Consider the following 21365-nt stretch of genomic DNA (forward strand, 5'->3'; position numbering starts at 1 on the left):
ACTTGATGGTTGGATGGGAATCGGGCTTCCTGTCAGACCGAGTGTCGGCGACGCCGCAATGCTACCAGCGCCGCAGCAAGCAGCAACATCACCGCACGGGACGGTTCCGGCACCACCACGAGGATCCCCTGGGTCATGAACGCGCTGGTATCCCAGTAGTAACCAACGGCAAGCTCTGGCAAGTCCAGATCACCTGCCGAAGTGAGCCCGGCGAACTGTCCGCTCGTGACGGTAAACCCACCTTGAAGAAGCCCTACCCAGTCCAACAGGTTGAACACATCGCCGGTGCTTGCCGAATATCCTTCATTGATAAGAAGAATGGTGCCGTTCCCGTAGGTGCCAGACTCCCTGATACCCAGCGTCAACGTTCCAGTCATGGCCACCGCATCATGACTGGACAATGGGCTCGCGGTGACATTCCAGGCAGGGTTGTTGGCAGTGTAGTAGGTCTGCGCATCCACCCAGCTTCCGCCCGTGATCGCCCCGTACAATGCGACGTCCTGAGGAATGGTTGCGGACGTCAACTGTAGCTGGATTTGCCCTCCGGTAGCCACGGTCAGACTGCCCATAGATAGCCGCCCCTTCCCGGCACCTGCCAGATCTCCGGGTTTTAGGAAAGCATCATTCTGAATATCCACATGGTTGTTGATGGTACCCGTACCAGCCAGAGTGGCACTCGCCTGCACCGTCACGGCACTGCTGATGGATCCCGCCTGATTCTCACCTACTTGAAACACCCCCGCCTGGACTGAAGTCGCGCCAGTGTAACCGTTCACTCCAGATGCGATCAGGGTACCAGCGGTGGTTTTGACGAAGGCCCCGCCCCCATTAAGCTCCTGGAGATTCCGGATGCGCCCTTGCTGGGCTTGGAAGGTCACCTGACCGTTTGCAGCCGAGGAGCCGATCGTGCCCCCCGTCATGTCCAGGATGCCCCCATTCAGCGTCACCGTTGCGGTGGCGGATGCACTCATCCCCTTGAGCATATTCCCCCCAATGGTGAAGGTCCCTCCCGTGAGGTTCAGGGCGCCTGACGACAGCCCGGTCCCATTGTTGTGTGCTGCGAGGGTGACATCCCCGGTCACCTCGAAGGAGCCACCTCCCATGTTAAGCGTCCCTGCACCGAAAGTGGCGGTCGTGCTCCCGGTCCCGGAAGCAAAGCTCCCCACCACCAGCGAAGAAGCCACAACACTGTTGTTACTGGAGGCGCCCAGCGTCATCACAGCGGTGGCGGTCCCCAACCCGCCTCCTGTCTTCTCGCCCATGACCACGGCTCCCAGATTGGCGATAAACGTGCCCGCCGACATGTCGAATGTACTTGTCGTGAGAGTCCCGGTGTTGCCCAGATTACGACCGATGTTGAGCGTGGTCGAACCACCGCTCAGCCCCTGCAGCGTCAACGTCCCGCCACTGGCCAGGGTGGCCTCGCCACTACCCTTGAACCCACCAATCGTCATCACTGGCGTGTTCACCGTATTGGTGCCGCTGCCGAAGGCAACTGTGTTGACTCCCACAACCCCAGGCGTGCTGCTGCTCGCCACGACAAAACTGGTCGCGGCCGTAATGGTGTTGTTCGTGGCCAGGAACAGGTCCCCCTCCAATCCCACGTTGCCGCCGCTGACGTAAACACCCACGCGCACCATGCCCACGTTCGCAGTGAAGTTAGAGGCACCCCTCAAGTCCACAGTTCCCTTGCGCGCTGTGGTCGAAGCATCATTGATCACTCCGATGTCGAGATTGCTGCTGGCCCCACTCCCGATGCTCAAACTCCCGCCGGCCACTGCGTAATTCAGGGCACCGGTTGCGAGGGTTCCCACCTGCACCGTGCCAGTGAAGCTGTTAACTGCCCCCCCGAGGTTCATAGTCCCGGCCGTGACGGTGCCGGAGGTGAGGGCGAGCTGATTCCCAAAGGTGAGCGTGCCAGCGTTTACCACCACCGCGCCATTAAAATTGTTTGCGCCGTTCGCCAGCATCGTTCCCGCACCCCCTTTGGTAAAAGTGCCACCACCAGCGATCGCATTGGCCACCGTCAGCGTCACCCCCGAATTCACGGAGAACATCCCGCCCAATGCCCCGAGCGTGATGCCCCGGTTGGCATCATCAATGAGCATGTTGGCTGTAGCGATCAATGTCCCACCGTTCAAGGTAAGCTGGTCAGCCTGGAAACCTCCCGTGGGATTGCCGCCAAGTCCCACTTCCGCTGAGACCTGAATGGAGCCCGCGTTCACGACGGTCTTGCCGGTGTAGGTGTTCGCGCCCGAGAGCACCACCACCCCAGCCCCCGTCTTGATGATATCGCCTGTGCCAGAGACAGAGCCCGATACGGTGAAGACAGTAGAGGAATCCGTCACGGTCCAGGTCTGAGTTCCAGCCAGGGTCACGTTGGGACTGAAGCTGATATTGCCGGAGCCAGTCAACAAACTGAACCCACCCAAGCCCAAAGTCAGGGTGTTCCCACCAGCAACCACGGTATTGTTTCCACCAGAACCTGAACCAGCCAGGAAGGTCACACTCTTCACGGCGATATCCGCGCCAAGTGAGGTAGTGAAGTTTTGCGCTCCAGTTGCGTTGAAGAAAACATCTGTCCCCGCGTCAGGCACCACCTGCGTATCCACGAGACCATCTGCCGCCGTGGCCCAGTTGGTGTTGCCGTTGATCTGGGACGCGTTCCACACCCCTGTACCGGAGCCGGTGAGATCCCCTTTCCAGTAAGCCGTGGCGGGACCCGCGAGAGCGGTAACGTTCAACACCAAGTTGTTCGCCTGTGTATTGTCCAACGTGTAAACGTACGAGCCAGGATTAAAGATCGCTCCGAGGGAGAATGCACTGTAGCTCGTCGCCACAGCACTCTGGACGAGGGTGTAACTGGTCAGCAGCGGGCTTCCCGAGATGTAGATGTCTGTGTTCACGGTGGTAGCAGCCACGTTGAGAGACTGCCCTGCACCAAGCACCAGCCTGTCGTTGTTCGCTCCGTTGATTCCAAAACCCAGACTCACCGTGCCGCCCGATGTTCCCAGCGTGACCACCGAACCCGAGCCCGTGAGTCCGTAGCTGGCACCACCGCCCGTGGAGGCGGTGTTGAGCACCAGTGAGGCCCCGTTAGCGACCGTGATGCTTGCGGTTGAACCGAGTCCCGAGGCATGTCTCACCTCCAGACGCCCTGCATTGACCTGGGTTGAACCCGAGTAGGTAGAGGCTCCGGCAAGCACCAGCGTTCCGGTGCCTTCCTTGTCGAGCCTGGTCTGAGCGCCACCGAAAATAGATCCCGCCACTGTCAAGGTGTTGGAACCTCCCGTCACCTCAATGTTCGCAATTTCCCCACCCAACGTGAGGTGTTGGTTGTTCCCGAGAACCGAGGCAGCGCCTGTACTGGTCAAGGTGGAATTCTCAAGGATGGCGATGGTGTTGCCCACCGCATTGTTGCCCAGACTGCTGCTGAAGCTGATCCCCCCCTCCTCAATCACCAGGGCACCGGAGAAGGTGTTGGTACCGTTGAAGGCCACGGTGCCCGTTCCTCGCTTGACGAACTTCCCGCTGCCTGACAGGTCTTTGCCCAGGTTCAGGGCGGTGCCGCTCGTGTAGTCGAACACCACCAGGGCATTGTTTACGATGCTACTGGCAAAGGAACTGGTGTTGAGTAGGTAGAGCGTACCGCCATTCACCGTGGTTCCACCCGTATACCTGATTTGAGATCCAGAGAGGATCTGCATACCGCTGCCCAACTTCGTCAGGCTAAGCGGATTCGCATCGGCTCCGCCCACGTTGTTGTCTCTCAGGTAGCCGTTGTAGCTGAAGTCCCGGTCACTGTTCAGAATCAACGCACCGGAAGAACTCACGGTATCCGTCTCCCGGTTTTCAATGACTCCAGCACCCGTCACGTCAGAGATGCCGGCCACCGTTTCGGTGTGCCCCAAAAGTTTGAAGTAAGCCCACCGGCTGCTGGCAGCGACCCCATTGAAGGTGATGGTTGAACCATCCGCGATCTGCTCGTCTGCGCCCAGCGCCGCGCCGGCAGTCCCGCCCGCTGGCGTTCCAGATGAACCTATCTGAAGATTTCCCAGGATCGTTTGATTGGTGGCACCGTTCAAGAGCACCCCTTGCGACACCCCTGCATTGCCCCCGGTAATGACCGACGTATGGCCCACGACGAAAGTCCCCGTGTAGGTCGAAGCGCCCTGGATCGTCAACAAACCCGAGCCAGACTTGATAAAGTTCCCCGGCCCCGTCATATCCAATCCGTTCAACCACACATAGCTGGTTCCATTGGTATCCAGAGTGCCGCCAGCGTTGGACACGTTGATGGCCCGGCCGCTCAGGTCATCCGCGAACACTCCGCCGAATCGCAAAACACCGCCATTGAACGTCAGCCCACCTGATCCGAGGTTTGCAAGGCTGGCTACCTGCAGCACCCCTTCATTCAGGAAAGTGCCTCCACCATAAGAGTTTGCGCCAGACAAGATCAGCGTGCCCCGGCCCGACTTGCTGAGTGAAGCGCCAGTACTGATCAGGCTGGAGGCGATTTCCACCGTCAATGCTGGAGTCGTGGCCGTCGAGATCGGATTCACCACCTGCATGATGTACTCGTTAGTGGCTCCCACCTGAATGCTGCTGAATCCGCTGACCAGCAGACCATGTGCACTGGAAGCTGTAGCCCCCGTGTTCAGGGTGAAGAGGAATGCCCCGCTGGTGTTGGTCAGCACGCCAGAGCCGGACACCGTCAGAGATCCCGCCGCCGTGGTCGCGTCATGCAGAATCAACGAATTGATGGTCTGCCCGCTGACACCAGTGAGGTTCGCTGAAAGTGACTCCCGAATGTTGTCCTGGGCCACGCCGCCTGCCGCGAAGGTTCGAAACTCGGTCGCAAGATCCAGCACCACAAAGCCCCGGTTGTCCACATAGGTCACAAAGCTATTGCCCATGTTGTTGTCCGCGAGGTCATCCAGAATCGTCTCACCGATCACCCACGGCACAATGCTGACGTTCTTGTTGGATCCACCGGTTGCAGCCCCACCACCTACTAGATTGGACGTCATGAATGCCGCGTCATTGGCGTCCGCAATCTTGAGCAAAGAGCGTTGTCCGCTGGTCGCCCCGAGAGCTGCGCCCCGGATGTTGAAGGTGGCACCGATGCTGCGAGAAATGCCATTGGCCGCAATAATGCCCGAGACGGAACTGCTGCCACCTGCGGCTTCGAGCCCAGCATAGTTGGCTCCACTGGCGAAGACCAGCGATCCCACGGTTTCCGTCAGGTTGCTATTGTTGTCCGTGCGAATAGAAAGTCCCCTTGCCCGGGTCTCACCAGCCCAGGGAGAGTTGACTGAGTTGAGCGTAATCACCGCCGAGTCCGAGATACGGGTGGTGTTGGAGGAGTCGTCGTCGTTGTCGATCAGGAACGAGCTTCCGGCATTGAGGTTGATCTCAACGCTTCCATTCAGACGACCAGCCGATCCCGAGATGTAGAGCATCCCAGCATTCACGTTTACCGCTCCCGTAAATCCCGCGGCGGTGTTGCCCGTCAGCTGAAGGTTGCCATTACCCACCTTGGTGATGGTGCCGCCGCCCGTGAAGACACCACTGTAGGTGGCGCTGCCAGTTTGGTTGATGGTGAGCGAGCTGCCCGCACCAAGTGAAATGGTACCGTTGGATGTGTTGGTAGTATCAATACCCAGTCGCCCCATCGTCTCGGACGCACCCGCTTCCAATTCCAGGATGGTGCCAGATTTCATGTGCACACTGGTTGCGTCCCCAATCGCGTTGCCACCTTTGAGGATCAGGGTGCCTTCATTCAGGGCCACGAAGCTGGCAGCTCCATTGTTCAGGCTGGTGGCGAAGTAGTTGTTTCCTGCAAGCACCAGCGCCCCAGTCCCGCTCTTGGTCAGCGTCGTGGTGCCGAAGAGCCGGGAGCCAATCGTCAGCGTGGCGAGGGTGTTGTATTGATGAACGATGATCTCGCCCGTGACCCCTGAGTTGGCTCCTGCCAACTGTCCGCCGGAAATGACGGTGCCATTGGCACCGACCCCGGAATCAACATAGATACCGCCATTGCGCAGAGTGAAGCGGCCTGCCGCGTCAACATTCACCGTTGAGGCCGTCCCACCAGCCACGAAACTTAAAGTGGATGCAGCCACTGACTGTGTGCCAATCACCCCCGAGAAAGCGCCCGTGTTGGAGACATTGTCAGTTGCCAGCCAGGTGGTCACGTCGTTTTTATTGACGCTCGTCATCTGCACCACATTCCCAGTACCATCCGTTGCCGCCAGGCGGGTGGTGCCCCCAGTCGAAAGGGTGGCATACGGCAGGATCGCATTCAAATGTGCGGTGGCGACGCTCGCACTGCCATTGTTGTAAGCGAATGCAACAGCAGAACCTCCCACACTCCTGGTGATGGCCCCCAGATTCAACGTCGCAGTTTGGCCAGCGCCAGCATTGACATTGACATCCGTGGTTCCCAACAAAAGGGTGGTGCTGACCACAGCTTGGATGGTGGCGGCCGTGCCACTGCCATTGATGGTCAGCACCGGATTCACCAAGGCTGGATTGGCTGCCCCAAGTGTCAAGACACCCCCAATTTTACTCGAGTTGTTAGTGGTATAATCCAGGATCAATGTGCCCTCCTGGATGTTGGTAGCTCCCGTGGTGGTTCGCGAGCCTGAAAAGACCACGATGCTGTTGCTCACCTTGGTGATCGCCCCTGTGCCTGCTAGGGTGATACCACTTTCGACTGCCCCATTTCGCAGGGAGAATGCCCCAGCGGTGGTAATTGTGCCCGTGCCGGTGACGTTTCCGATATTGGTGCCATTGCCCAACTGAAGACCACTGGCCCCGATGGAGATATCTGCGGCCAGATCCAGCCGACCCGCAGCAGCGGCTGAGGCAGAGGAGGCATCCCCTACCAGGATCATGTCCGTGCCAGTGCTGATACCGTTGGCGACCAACACGTTCACCCGTCCGCCGTTGCGGATGAAGAGATCATCCCCTTGGTGGACCCCGGAACCTCCTGCCGTGCCACCAATATTCACGATCGCTGAATCCTGGGTGCCAGCACCATCAATGACGATGTCGTCCGTCGCGTTCAGGGCATTGCTCACATTGGCGTTCAGGGTGCCCGCATCAATCACCCAGTCATCAGTTGCAGAGGTGGCGGCGTTGATGTTCAGGACACCCGTGCTGTTCTTTTGCAGGTCGGAGCCTGAGCCAGTGACGGAGACGATGTTGTTGAGGGTGATGTCGCCCGTGCCCGAGAAGACCACGCGGTTGTCCGTGGTGAATCCAGTGCCCGTGATGGTTCCATTTAAAATCAGTTCGACAGTCGCTCCAGTGGAAGCGGCGGCCGTGATGGTCCGGCTGCCGGCGGGGGTGGCATAGAGCAATCCCGCATTCACAACCGAACCTTGAGGGTTGTTGGTCGCGCTATAAGTGAGCGTGCCACCGAGACTGATCACTCCACCACCAGCGGTGTCCAGAATGTTCGCCGCGGAAGACCCCGAAGCGCCCCCCAGGTTGATCGATGCCAGGGCGGGACTTCCACCGTTCACATCAAACGCTGCCGTCGCTCCTGCTGCTGCAGTGATGGTGAGAGCACTCCCACCACTAAGATTACCCCCGGTCGCCAGTTGCAGAGTGCCTCCCGTGATCAGCGTCGCGCCGGTGTAGGTGTTGACTCCCCCCAAGATCAAAGTTCCGATCCCCACCTTGGTCAGCGCCATCGTGCCCGCTGCGCCATTTCGCACCACTCCACTGAAGGTGGAGATCGTGTTCAGAGACCCCACCGTGAGAATAGAGGCAGCACTGATGTGGTTGTTTTCGACGAAACCACTACCAGTCAGCGAGCCTAGGTTGCCGTTGTTCCCATTGAGCCGCAGAATGGCAGTTCCATTGACCGTGTAGGCAGAGCTGGCGCTCAGTCCCGTATTCGAGCCGGCCTGCAACACACCTGTCGAGACGACTGTGGCCCCGGCATGACTGTTCACCCCAGAAATCGTCACGGTGCCCGCACCAGTTTTCGTCAGCATGCCATTCCCCGACAGGGCACCACTGATCGTCAGGGAGGCTCCAGTGGCGCTGATATTCCAAGTTTGATCCGTCCCCACCGCGACCGGCGCCGAGATGGTGATGGCACCAGCGTTGTCATCAATGATAAGACCATTCGCGGACACCGAAGGCGCGATGGTGAGCGTCCCGGATGATCCTTGGGCGACGGTGACGCTGGTGACACCAGCAGGAGCATTGGTGAAGCGAAGACTGGCAATGGCAAAATCACCATCCAACGTGGTTGAGATGGCCGCCCCAGTCGCAGCGCTCGAACTGAAGATCACCCCGTTGGCCACGCCAGGCAATGCTGCGGCATCCGTCGTGCCGACCGCATTGGAAGACCAGTTGGTGGAGCCTGGGGAATAGGAAGCCCAGCTGTTGCCCAAATCTCCGCGCCAGTAAACATCTCCCACCAGGGCCGAAAGGACATTCAATTGAACCACGGTCGGGGAACTGGTGAGACTGTAGGCATACCCTGTGAGATGTGCGGAGTAACTCGCGCCGCCAAGACCACTTCCCGCACTAAGCAGGTTGTAAATGCCCACTCCAAAGCCAGCCACTTTGGTGAGTTCAAATCGCACTGAGCTGGCAGTGACAGCGGCACCAGCAGTGGTGATCAGGTCAGAGGAGGTTCCCAGGTCCAGTCCCAGCCGGGCCATGCCGCCGCCCGCCCCCAAGTTCAAGGTGGCAACATTGGCGAGCGGAACTCCCGCCCCGTTGGCTAGATTGAGATAGCCTCCGCCCGCCACGGTCACGGTCTGAATGGATCCGGGGGCCAGCATGGCGCCGCTGAGATTCAACGCAGACCCGGAGGAAACACTTAGCGCACTTGTGCTACTCAAGTCTCCTGAGATGGTAAGCACACCCGCGCTGGCCACAGTCGCCCCTGTGTGGGACGCCACACCAGTGATCACCAGAGTTCCCGTTCCGGTCTTGATCAGAGTGGCCCCGGCACCCGACACGTTGCCACCTAGGGTAAGCACGCCGGTAGCGGTGTTGACGTCCACCACTCCCCCACCCGTGCCCAAGTTGAGGCCCCGATTGACGCCAAGATCAAGCGCTGAGGCTCCGGTGTACCGAAGCACACTGCCATTGCTGAGTCCCAGCGTATTGGTGGCAGAGGCATCACCCAGATTCTCACTTGCAGCGAACGCTAGCGTCCCACCTGAAACTCCGACAGCCCCGCTGAAGGTGTTGGCCCCGGAAAGCGTGAGCACGCCCACTCCCGTCTTGGTAAGTCCTCCGGATGTGTTAGCCGCCAACGTCACCGTCCCCAGGGTGGCAGCCGTCGCTGCGCCACCGCCTGAAAGTGTCACGCTGGGCGTGCCCGTGTAGTCCACCCCCGGATTGGTAATAGTGATGCTGGCCACCCTCAGCGTGCCATTCCCGGTGCCGTCATCCACCATGTTGGCGATCGCCGTCGCTCCGGCACCGAGGCCGGCAATGGTCACAGCCGGTGCTCCGATGTAGCCCGAACCACCATCCACCACCTGAACGGTGGCCACACCATTGCCGGTGGGCGCAAGCAAGTTGGCTCCAATGGTCAGATCAAAACTGTTGGTATCCACGACGGCACCTCCCGCGAAGGTACCGAAGGCACCGTTCACCGTGACTCGGTTCACCGTCGTCGGAACAAACGTCGCGCCGGCCGCGCCGGCACGCAGCGTGCCGCCGTTAAAGTTGATGTAGCTGGTGCCTGAGGTGCGGGTGAAGGAGTTCGTCACCAGCGTGCCAGCATTCATATTTACGATGGCTGTACCCGTCCAGGTACCGCCACCGAACTGCACGCTGCGCCCGGTGTTGTCCAGCAACCCACCCGTAATGTTCAACTCCGCCCGCCCAGTCCCCTGCCAGCCAAGCGCAATGTTTTGTCCTGCTGCACTATGATTCAACGTTCCACCTGCAACCGTGAGCACCCCGATGGATGCCCCGTGGCGGGCCAGCAGCAGGAATCCGGTGTTGTTGACCGTCCCTCCGGTGATCAAGCCGACCCCGATACCGCCGGTCGTGTTCGCGCCTTGAACCCCTCCGAACTGGAACCTGGCCAAATTCAACGTGCCACCCGTCATGACAAGGCTGCCGTAGCCTCCGTTTGCCGCGCCGAATGCCGGGATGGTATCCTGGGTCTCACCCGTTGTCGCGGTATAGGTCCCTCCACTGATGTTCACCGCCCCTGAGGCTCCGTTGGCATTGCCCACCACCAGCAAGGGGCTGGAAATGGATCCGCCCGCCACCAGGTTGAGGACGGCATTGCCGGCAGTGTTTCCCACAATGACGTTGGAAGTGGTGGTGATGCCACCGCTCGTTCCATTGCCCACAGTCACTGCACCGGCACTCACTGTCACCGTGCCTGTGAGAGTGTTTGCTCCCGTAAGCGTCAACGTGCCAGTGCCGGTCTTCACCAGGGCCAGTGTTCCCGTCCCGGCGCCGCTGTTGTTCCGCAGGGTCCCGCTGAAGACAGTGCTGAGATTGTTTCCTCCAACCGTGAGGGTGGCTGCCGTGCTGGCGTGATTGTTCTCCACGATCCCGGACCCGGCAAGGGAACCCATGGCGTTTGCGAAGCCATTCAGGCGCACCACCGCCGGACTGTTCACCGCATAGGCGGAGCTGGCACTGAATGCAGACGCGCCCCCTGCCACCACGGTGCCGCCACTGACCGTCGTTGCCCCTGTATGGCTGGATACCCCGCCAAATGTCAGCGTGCCATCTCCCGATTTCGTCAGGCTTCCCGCACCCGACACTCCACCGGACACTGTGAGGGAAGACCCATTTGCGCCTGTACCCACCACATTCCAGGTCTGATTTCCCCCCAACACCACAGGCGCTGAGATGGTGACATTGCCTGCGTTGTCCTGAACCTGGATGCCTGTTGCGTCTGTTGTAGGGGTCAGGGTCAGCGCATTGGTCGTGTTCGCTCCCGGAGCGATGGTGACCGAGGTGACGCCTGTGGGTGCCGCCGTGAACGTCAAATCACGGATGAAGTAGTTCCCATCCAGCGTGGTGGCGATCGAGGGTCCCGTGGCAGCACTTGAGCTGAAGATCACCGAATGATTTGTGCCCGGATTGCCTCCAGCATTGATCGCTCCCGCGGCGTCGGTCGTCCAGTTGGTAATCCCGGCGTTGTAGCCGGACCAGCTGTTGTTTACCCCGCCCCGCCAGTAGAGACTGCCTGCTGCCATGGCCGTCAGTTGCAGTGACACCTTCGTGTCCGAGACAACCAGATTGTACAGATAGCCGCCAGCCACGGAGCCCAGTGAATAGGTCGCCCCGCTCAGACCACCGCCCGCCGAAAGCAGGTCATAACTCGATGCCTGGCCAAATCCTGAGAGCGCGAAGATGTTGAAGGCAATGTTGTTGGCCGTAATGATGGAGCCGGTGCTCTCAAACCGGTCTGATCCAGCTGTGCTGGCCCCAAGTTCCAAACCAAGGCCGGCTGTGCCGGACCCAGTGCCGAAGCTCAATGTGCCAGACGAGTAGCTGTGCAACTGCCCGGTCTGGTTGTTTAGATTAAGTGTGCCCCCTCCTGCGACAGTGATACTGCTCGTCGTCACCACCGAACCTTGCGGCCCGGCCAGGTTCAACGTTCCCCCCACTACAGTCGTACTGCCAGAATAGGAGGTGTCGGCTCCCGTCAGCGTCTGAATGCCAGCGCCTACCTTCACCAGCGAGAGCACGCCCCCGCCCGATCCGTCACGCAAAGTTCCATTGAAAACTGTCGAACTTCCATCTGTTCCTAGCGTGAGAGTCGATGCAACGACGTTAGCATTCTCCACAATTCCTGTGCCTGCCAGCGAACCGAACGAATTACTGAACCCATCCAACCTCACCGTCCCCGCCGCACCGACGTTCATCGCTGAACCATTGCCAAAAGCGCTGGTGGATCCCGCCAGAAGGAGCCCTCCATTCACCGTCGTGGGACCAGAGTAAGTGTTGTTTCCTGCGAGAGTCCAGGTTCCGGTCCCAGCCTTGGTGACACCCACAGGATCAGTACCGTTTGAGATCGAACCGCTGAAGCGCCCGTTACCAGCGGTGGAACCCTGCAATGTCAGCGACTTGATGCCTGCCGCGGCAGTGGTCGCGCTCGCAAACTCCAGCAATCCCGTCCCGGACTGGTCAATGATAGCGACACCAGTAGTTGCTGAGAGATTGATGGTTCTGTCCGTCGTCTCACCCGTGCCGGTGTAGATGATTCGCGAAGTGATGGTGGCACCACTCCCGAGATTGATCACCGAGTTGAACCCCAAATTTCCCGCCGTTCCGACGTTCCCGATCTTTGACACGGAAACCGCCTGCCCTTGAATACTGGCCGTTCCAGTGAAGATGTTGTCCGCCGTCAGGATCGTCACGCCCGAGCTGTTTGTGCCACCATGGAAATCAATCGTCGCGGCAATGCCGTCAGCAATCACGGCATTGATGACGAGCGTTTTGCTGCTTGCCGCCCCGTAGTCCCCATTTCCCACCCCAAGCAGAATTCGGCCACCTCCGGTGGCATTGATGGTGCCGCTGTTGGAAGTCGTAAGGGACGAACTCCCCGTAAGAATCACATCGTTGCTGGCAATGTCGATCGTTCCGCCGTCCACAGAGATGCGAAGACCGCCGGTATTGATCCCCGCAGCGGCCAGCGTCAGCACATTGGCCGATGCCTGGGTGATGACGGATCCACTCGTGCCGAAAATGGCATTGTTGACGGTGTAGTTGTCGCTGCGGTTAAAGATGAGCGTACCGGTCAAGTTGACTGCCCCTGAGCCCAGTGAACCGGTAGCTCCTCCGTTGCCCACTCGAAGCGTTCCGGCCGTGATGGTGGTCATTCCGCTGTAAGTATTGTCCCCAGTCAGGACCCAGAGACCGGCACCACTCTTGGTCAAGGTGGTCGCGCCACCGTTGTCCCCGATGCCAGCAGCCAGAATGTTTGCTCCGGTATTGGTGCCAGTCAGCGTCAGATTTCTGGCACCGCTTTGCCCGTTGAACCCCATAGCCCCAGTACCAGCAAATGTCATCACGGCCGCCGCTGTTGCACTGGAGGAGTCGAGCGAACCGCCCCCCAAGCCCAGACTAAAGAGACGGTCGGTGCTCGTAGCGGTGGCCCCCGTGTATTGAAGTGCCCCTCCGTTCAGCACAAGATCTGCGGCAGAGCCAGCCGCTGAGCCTTTGCCCAGGCTGCTGGCGGTGTTCACATTGGCAAGCACCGCGACATTGGTCGTGCCGGCAGACAGAGTCGTTGAGCCCGTGTACGTGTTTGTCCCCGCCAGTGTCACGAGACCCGCTCCTGTTCCAGATCGGTTCACCGAAACAACACCCGTCCCATTGTCTGCGATGACCGAGTTGACGGTGATAGCAGATCCTGAGAAGTTGGAAAGGATCAGTTCACCCGCGGTATTGTCAGCTCCGCCTGCGGTCACGATGCCGGAGTTGGCCGCCGTCCCGATCACCAGCGCCCCCGTGGTGGACGCAGTCGGCGTCATCAATACCCCGCCGGCAGCACCGAACCGGAGCGTCTTGCCCGCAGTATCCACTGTCACAGCGGTGGTGGTGTTCTGGGTCAGCGTGTTAATGCTGGTCGTACCGGTCGCTAGTGCCATGTTGGCCCCGGAACCTGCTGAATTGATCCTGACATTGCTGTTGGCAGAGTTGGCAAGCGTCCCGCCAAGTGCAGCGATGTCTATGAAGCTGGTGAGCGCAACAACCTTGCCGGTGCCGTCATTCATCGCAAAGGAGGCTCCCCCATTGACCGTGGCCCACGCCCCGAGAATGCCGGAAGCGTCGTTGGACTGATTGGTCAAGATGATCGCATTCGTGCCCAGAGTTCCGGTGGTTGCTTTGAAGTCAACCGTGCCTCCCCGTTGTGTGCGGGTGATTCCCAGCGTTGCACCCGTACCTCTTAAGTCAAGCGTCGTCGAGGTTCCCGCATTGTTCACGTCGATGATTACCGCACCGCCAGCCACCTCAAGGCCATTGAGCACCATGGTCACACTTGCGGCAGAACGTCCCAGATACTGAAACGTTCCCGTGCCGCTGAGCACGAGACCAGAGGCGCTGTTGATCGGAGCCGCATTGGTGGCGGCACTGGCCACCAGGGTGCCTGCATTCACAATCGTATTGCCCGTGTAGGTGTTCAGACCAGTCAGGATCAAGGATCCCGAACCTGCTCCCACCTTGGTCAGGTTCATGCCATTTCCAGAAATGACACCGGAGATCGTCAATGCGGCCGTGTTGGTGACGCCCATGCTGGTGTGTCCAGCCAGGGTGATGGCGGATGCACTGCTGCCCGCAGTAGTCGTGGAGTTGGTGAGAGCCCCGCTGTTGTTAACACCACTGCCTTGCACGGTGATCGGATTGGCGTTTAGCGCAGCCCGGATGTCGAGCGAGGCCCCATCAGCCACCGTAATGGCCTTGCCCGCTGCTACCGCTCCCACTGCTCCGGCATTTTGCACCCGCAGCGTGCCGGACTGCACATTCACGCTACCGGAAAAAGTGTGAGCCACGCCCGTGTTACCTAGAATCACCATGCCCGTGCCCGAGCCAGTGATGGTCAAATTGCCCGAACCGCCAAACTGGCCTGCATCGTCAAGCGTCAACGTCACCCCGTTGACCACATTGAAAACACCTCCCCCTGTCCCGATGACAAACGACTTGCCACTGGTGGAAGAAGGGTTCGTGGAATTCACCGGAGCAACGACCGCTCCATTGGTCAGAGTGACAGCCTTGGCCCCCGCCCCTAGCGAGAGAAGGTCAGTGGTGGTGGTGAGAAATTCCAGACGGGACGCATTCACCAAAACATCACCCGTGAACGTGCTTGTGGGTGCCATCAGCCTGACGGTGCCTCCGCCATTGATGGACAGGGCGTTGGATCCCGCTGTGACCGTACCCGCCAAGACGGAATTGAACGTCAGGCGTGACCCACCAGCCACCTGTACGGAAAGGGGCGAAGCACCAGAAGACAACGATGCGCCCGCCAGAGTCAAAGTCCCTTCCTCCAACACCACACCCACAGCTGACTGGCTTGAATTCAGTACGACTTGATAAACTCCAGTAGCATTGGTTCCCGCTGCAAAGGCCGCAATCTGGCTAGCTGTCCACGTGGATACTGTACCCGTCCCGTCAGCCTGAGGGTTCCAGTTAGCCGCACTTGAGTTCCACACACCTGAGGGGCTGCTCCCTCCACCCGACCCGGCCACGTTGCCGTTGAGATCCCAGTACAACACCGACTGCGAATGCACCGGCAGCACAAGTAATTGAGCAACAGCAAGAAACGAAGCGAAAACAATGAAGACCTTCATGAGAAATTGTCGAAATGGGATTATTCCGGCGAGTGAATACTAAGTACCCACAAAAATTTCGTCCACGAAAAATTCTGACCCCAGTGTCTGCTAGAGAAAAAGTGCGCCATTCGGCGGGATCTCCTTTGGGAGCCCCCCTTGCCAAAACAACCGGAGGGGTGGTACCGCCACCTGTTTTAGGCCAGAACATCTGAGAGCCTAACAGCCACGAAAAGGCTGTTTCGCCCGCATTACCCCAAAATGATGGGGCCTTCACCCCATATACAATTTCAACCAATCCTTCGAGAGTGGTGCCACAAAGACACCTCCAACTGCCCTCTCCATGAAAACTCACCACAAATACGACGTCGCTGAATATCGCCCCGGAATGGGCATCACCTCGCCAGGGTTGCCGCCAACCGAACCACCCGACAAAGACACCCAGAGTAAAGAGGACAGCCCAAGCGAACTACAAGCGCCCAGCAGCCAGACACTCAATGATCTGACTGGTTCTTCCATCTTCGTCCCACCCCCAAATCCCCCGGTGGAAGACCTGTCATCCGAGCAAACAGATGCCGGATAACCTTGTCCTTGGTGGAAGACTGTTTCACAGCAAAAGGCAGGGCCGCACGTCCTTCGTTCCGCACGGGCATCGTCCCCCAAGTTACCAGACAACAACAACAAGGCGCCACCAACCGTCGCTACACTCATGAAAACGCTCAAGGAACTGTTCCTCCACCAGCTCGGCAGCAGACTCAGCTCGGAAATGCAGCTGGTACGAGGAATGCCCTATATCATCGAGGAGGCAACGGCCTCCACGTTGCAGAGCCTGATGCTGTCTCACCATCATGAAACGGTACGTCAGGTCGAAAAGCTAACGCATGTCTTTCAGGCCTTCAACCAGCCAGCCATTGCCACCAAGTGCGAAGTCACCGCGAAACTGATTCAAGAGTGCCACCGCATGATCCATGCGTTCGGCAATTCGCCGGCCATCAACGCCGCCCTGGTAGGGGCCGCCCAGAAAATTGAACACCTCGAAATCGCCTCGTATGGTTGCTTGCACGAGTGGTCCTTGCATTTGAGGAACGATGAAGCAACCGGACTTCTGCAAGAGCTCCTCTCGGAGGAAAGAACCGCAGACCAGCTCTTGATCAAGCTGGCCCGTTTTCGCTGCAACAAACAAGCCATCGCCGAAAACAATGGAGCCGATCTCCAGTGCGATGCCTATGGTCATCTCGTCCGCTCATCCTCACCTCAGATGACCATGCCTGGGATATTGAGCTAGGTCAGAAGACGGAGGGCATTCCACAATAGCTGATTCAACAAAGTGTGGCCAGACAGTGAGCAAGGTTGTCGCTGTAAGATGGCTCGCCGGACCGCAGATTTCTGCAAGCTTCATCGGACCCGGCACCCCGCGAAGCATTCAAGCAGGCGGTGATTCGCACTCCGGCGATTGACAACTTTTTACCGACTGGCTTTTATCACAACATCACGCTTTGGTGATGAATGGCGGACAGGGAGGGATTCGAACCCTCGGTACTATCACTAGTACACACGATTTCCAATCGTGCCCGTTCGACCACTCTGGCACCTGTCCTTGGAATTCATTTGAGGACGCGCAGTTTGCGTAGATTCCGCATTCCCGCAAGTCTTTTTTGCACTTCTAATGAACTGATTTTCAATGGCAGCCGCAACCGGTGCCGCAATGCCCACCACCGGATGAAACCGGAGCGGTCTGCCCCACGCCCATCAGTCCAGCCCCGCCAGTGATGACGCGGCGGACGGGCACTCCCGTCTCGGGATGGCTCGTCAGAGCGGTGTCGCGCATGCTCTGCTTGATCTCAAAACGCTTCGGGGCTTCCCCTTCCGTCTGGGGGATGGTTTCGTAGGTGTATGTCGCCATGACTTGAAATACCACGGGCCTCCACGAATTCAAGCGGACGCCGCGCCGCCACTCAGGGTCACCTGACCTTCCGCCAGCACTTTGTCCCCCACCCTCACCCGGCCCGTGGCCTGAATGAGGCCCCCCATCCTCCCCTGCACTTCGGCTTCGATCTGCAGCTCGTCGCCCGGGAATGCCGCTCCAAACACTTTCACCGACCGGATCGCCGTCAGTCGAAGATCGGCGAGCGGCGGGATCACTGTATCCGATTGCGCGGCCACGCCGGCGACCTGGGCAATGGCCTCCACCATCAGCACGGCTGGCATGAGCGGCTGACCAGGAAAGTGCCCGTTCAGAAAGGCTTCGTCGCCACGCAACCTATAGGTCCCGGTCGCCGACTTCCCTGGCTCAAGGGAAGCGAGAGCATTCACAAATCGGAACTCGGGACCGTGGGGCAAAGCACGAAGCGCTGAATCGAAATCCATGCCCCAGCAATGATGACGAAAGGAGTGGGATCAATCTCAAAGTGAGGGATGATTCGCTCGCCCCCTCCTCTTCCAGTGATCAGGAGTCCTTCATGATCTGAGGGAGGGCCTTGATCAAGATCTCCCGGCTGCGCGGTCCTCCGTATCCATCCTGGTCTTTGTCATCGAGCAGCAACTCGGCAAAAATCACCTTCCGGTCTGCCTTGGCGGCCCAGCCGACAAACCAGCCCACATGACGCTTCCTGTTCCAAGTGCCATCCGGTTTCCTTTGAAAGCCGCTGCCTGTTTTGCCTTGAAGCGTCCAGCCATCGTCTGCTTTGAACTGGGGCAGGATCCTCTGCGTCATGTCGCAGGCATGATCTGACACTGACAACTGCCGCTTCAGGAGCTTTTGCAGGAAGGCCACCTGCTGATCGGGCGAAATCAACAGGGACGACATGACCCAAGACTCGGTGAGACCGTTGTTCTTTCCCAGATCCCCCGACACATCCTGGTTGCCATAGTTGAACTGCTTAACGTACTTTTCGAAGGAGGCGGTTCCGAGCTGGCGGGTGATTTTCCGGGAGAACCAGATCACTGAGATGCTCTCCCACGAGGTGGGATCGATGGTGCGCTGATCTTCCGTGCGAGACGAGTTGTATTCCGCGAGATAGTCCCAAGCGGGCTCATGCTCGTTCTTCAAAATGCCCGCATCATAGCCCATGACAGCGAGTGGAACCTTGAAGGTGGAACACGGGCTGTGTGCCACGTCACAGGGACCCTCGCGCACGATGATCTTCCCAGTGGCCCCATCAACAATGAGACGACAACTGCGCGCCTTGGCATCCTGAGCGTGGAGGGCGTTGGCTGCCCACAAGATGCAGGCAGCGACTACGGCACCCCTAAATATCGTCTTCAGCATGCCAATGAGCGTGCGATGCACAGCCGGCTTCATCAAGAAGAAACACTTCGCGGAGATTCCCATTGGCGGGACCGCCGCCTCAACAGGACCAAAGGCCCTGCCTCACAGCAGTTCTGGGCAACGCCCAAGGTCTGCAGGTCAAAGACCCATTGAGGGCTGAATTCCCGACGTCATCCAGTCTGCCCACGACACACATCCCTGCATCATTAAAGTCTGAAGTTTGGATTCTACACCCGAGCTCCTCACTCCTTCTCCACTTCATACCCCGTAGTGTCCACCTTGAACACGCTGTCCGGGATGGCTCCATTCAGACGATACTCCGTGATCGCGGTGGTCATGCTGGATCCATCGCGCATATGGATGGTGAGCGCATGCAGGGAACCTTCCTTGATGTTTCCCTTGAGGGTCACCTTGATGACAAAGAGCGCCGCTTTGTTGTCCTTCAATCCCAGCTCGAATGTCCAAAGGTCTGCGTTGTTGGCATCCTGCTCCCCTCCGCGAACTTTGAATTGCTCCTCGAACTCCTTCAAGGAGATCGCCTGCATGGACTGGATCATGGCAAATCCCTGTCCCTTTCCATCCTTCTCCTGTGCCTCCAGGGCTTCCTTGCTCCAGACCCGGGCTTTTTTGTCCTTGCCGTCCATCACCCACAAGGAGCCATCCGCCCCCCGCTGCACCAGGAGATCGGGCCCCTGCCCGACCTGCCAGCGGAAACCACCCGGCTTTTCCATCCAGAGCTGCCCTTCCCGCCTGAGCGGCTTGCGCACGCTCTTGAGCTGACGGAGCTGGTCAAACTTGGCCTGGACAGAGGTCACCTTCGAGGCCGAGACCAGCCATTTCTCCAGGGCAGCGCGAGCCTCGTCGGCGGTGGCTGCGAAAGCTGTCCCCCAAGCCGACATCACCACTAGAAGGCCAAGGGTCGTCCACAATTTGCGAAGTGGAACATCATTGATCAGGCTGAACCAGCGTGGCATTCAGCACACTGCACCACAGTCACAAGGAGGGCAAGCCTCTGGGCAGCCTCGAACAAGAGCAAAAAGAGAGACGGCAGGTAATCACCTGTCGTCTCTGAGTAGTCTGCCTAAGAGTGTTGGCTCAGATCAGCCTCGTTACGCCTCCATAGGGCCATTGACCCCACCCGTGATTCGCTCGGTCTCGATCGAAACGGGCTTGTAGCCGCCAATGGCTTTGAAGTAGCCGAGGAGCAGCAAATAGATCAACGCCATGGTGGCGGGAATGTAGGCATCCGCCTTCAATGTGCGGCGGTCACCCTCGATGCTGGCTTCCACAACCGACTTCTGAGCGGGGTTGCGCTCTTCAACTTTCACAGCCTGGGCTTCGGACAGTTTCGTGCCGTCCAAGCCATGCACAGGTTCAAGGAAGAGAAACGAGCTCGGCTTCTCCGCTTTGTACTCCGAGTAGAGAGCAGGATTGCTCTTCTGAAGCTCTTCACTGGAGAAGCGGTCTTTGGCATAGCCAAGACCAGCAGATCCGAGAAGACCGGCGGACATCATCCCGCAGCCGCCCATGACGGAGATGGCGATGGCACCCGTACGGGGGAAGCGGTCACTGACCACCGCCAGCATGGTGGGCCAGAAGAAGGTCTTGCCCAAGGCGTAAACCGAGAGAGCAACCATGGCACCGATGAAGGTGGTGATACCGCTGACCATGTTCAGGCCGACCACCGCGAGGATGGCGCAGATCAGCAGAAGACCGATCGGGGAGATCTTGAGGTTCTTCTCGATGAAGTGTGCGCAGAAGCGCAGCAGGAACATCAACAGGGAAGTGAAGACGAAGAGAATCTTGCCCTGAGCCGGCGTGAGGATGTTGCCAGTGATGTTCTGAATCCAGCCGTCCGTGCCAAGCTCCACAGCGCCCACAAGTACGTGAGTGATGAAGAGGATGAACAGCAGGATCGAACCCACCGAGAACTTCGTCATGAGGGCTACCACGATGAGGATCACCGCACCGAGACCGTAGGACACACCCACCGGAAGCTGAAGAGCGTTCTGGAAGAAGAGAACCAGAAGGTAGGAAGCCACGGCACCGCCGAGAAGTCCCACATCCTTGAGCATTTCGCCCACGCTAAGCCCTTTTTCAGAAGCTTCAGATTTAGGGAAAGACTGCCCCATGAAGGCAACACCGTAGAGAACCGTAGGAAGGAGGAAGATGCCAAGTTGAAGCTTCCAGCTCAAGTGCGCACCGTCACCCAGCACCCAGCCGATAAGACCACCAAGCACGAGACCTGCAGGCCAGCTGGCGTGGAGGATGTTGAGGTAATGCGTGCGGTTTTTCGGGAACAAAGTGGCGACAAGCGGGTTGGCCACAGCCTCAAGGGTACCGTTGGCCAGAGCGAAGACGAACGTGCCCCAATAAAGGAAATTGTAGGCTACTTCCTGAGGCTGCCCTTTGGTGGCTGCAAAAGTGATGAAAGCCGACGCCACATGGAACAGGAACGCTGCTGCGACCAGCTTGCCGTATCCAATTTTGTCCACGACCACGCCGCCGATGATGATGCCGAAGCAGAAGCCAGTGAAGCCTGCCCCACCGATCGCTCCAAGCTGCGCCCCGGTGAAACCGAATTCAGCTGCCCAGTTAGCCAAGATGCCGCCTCGAATGCCGAAGCCGACACCTGCGGCCAGAATGGCCAGGAAGCCTGCCCAAAGCAGACGGTTTGCGTTGGGGACAATCCCCGCGTTGCTACTCATGTGTGTGTTATGTATTTGGTTGATGTCTGTCTGGTGAGTGAGGTGAGTCTGGAGGGAATGAGTCCCGCGAGAACCCAGAGAACGGCCAAAGCAGCCGCGTTTTTA

General features: G+C 58.9%; 8 protein-coding genes and 1 tRNA gene. 2 read left to right on the top strand and 7 right to left on the bottom strand.

Going from position 1 to position 21365, the window contains the following annotated elements; translation table 11 throughout:
• Positions 1-32: 32 nt before the first annotated feature.
• Positions 33-15305 (bottom strand): autotransporter-associated beta strand repeat-containing protein, encoded by a 15273-nt coding sequence (locus BV034_RS36195; RefSeq protein WP_265593193.1) that lies wholly within the window; start codon positions 15303-15305, stop codon positions 33-35.
• 322 nt (positions 15306-15627) lie between these two features.
• On the opposite strand from BV034_RS36195, the gene BV034_RS36200 reads away from it, so the two are divergent.
• Both BV034_RS36200 and BV034_RS19385 read left to right on the top strand, forming a co-directional pair.
• Positions 15628-15867, top strand: a complete 240-nt coding sequence (locus BV034_RS36200) for a hypothetical protein (protein ID WP_265593194.1) — start codon at positions 15628-15630, stop codon at positions 15865-15867.
• Positions 15868-15993: 126 nt separating this feature from the next.
• A complete protein-coding gene (locus tag BV034_RS19385; protein ID WP_081887941.1) occupies positions 15994-16569 on the top strand; it encodes a ferritin-like domain-containing protein in 576 nt (191 codons plus the stop codon).
• 222 nt (positions 16570-16791) lie between these two features.
• Here the strand turns inward: BV034_RS19385 and BV034_RS19390 are convergent.
• The 6 genes from BV034_RS19390 to BV034_RS19415 form a co-directional block, all read right to left on the bottom strand.
• Positions 16792-16881: transfer RNA gene (locus BV034_RS19390), tRNA-Ser, on the bottom strand.
• Positions 16882-16962: 81 nt separating this feature from the next.
• The gene (locus BV034_RS19395) at positions 16963-17187 is read right to left on the bottom strand and encodes a hypothetical protein (RefSeq protein ID WP_050028642.1); all 225 of its coding nucleotides are present in this window, start codon (positions 17185-17187) and stop codon (positions 16963-16965) included.
• A gap of 29 nt (positions 17188-17216) precedes the next feature.
• Entirely contained in the window at positions 17217-17651 is a 435-nt protein-coding gene (locus BV034_RS19400) for a 3-hydroxyacyl-ACP dehydratase FabZ family protein (RefSeq protein ID WP_050028643.1), read from the bottom strand.
• 79 nt (positions 17652-17730) lie between these two features.
• Positions 17731-18585, bottom strand: a complete 855-nt coding sequence (gene blaOXA / locus BV034_RS19405) for a class D beta-lactamase (RefSeq protein ID WP_265593195.1) — start codon at positions 18583-18585, stop codon at positions 17731-17733.
• 209 nt (positions 18586-18794) lie between these two features.
• On the bottom strand, positions 18795-19526 hold the full coding sequence (locus BV034_RS19410) for an outer membrane lipoprotein carrier protein LolA (RefSeq protein WP_050028644.1): 732 nt from the start codon (positions 19524-19526) through the stop codon (positions 18795-18797).
• Between the two features lie 135 nt (positions 19527-19661).
• Positions 19662-21260: an MFS transporter gene (locus BV034_RS19415; RefSeq protein WP_050028645.1), complete on the bottom strand. Its 1599-nt coding sequence runs from the start codon at positions 21258-21260 to the stop codon at positions 19662-19664.
• Between the last annotated feature and the right edge of the window lie 105 nt (positions 21261-21365).

The organism is Verrucomicrobium sp. BvORR034, assembly GCF_000739635.1.
Taxonomy (GTDB): domain Bacteria; phylum Verrucomicrobiota; class Verrucomicrobiia; order Verrucomicrobiales; family Verrucomicrobiaceae; genus Verrucomicrobium.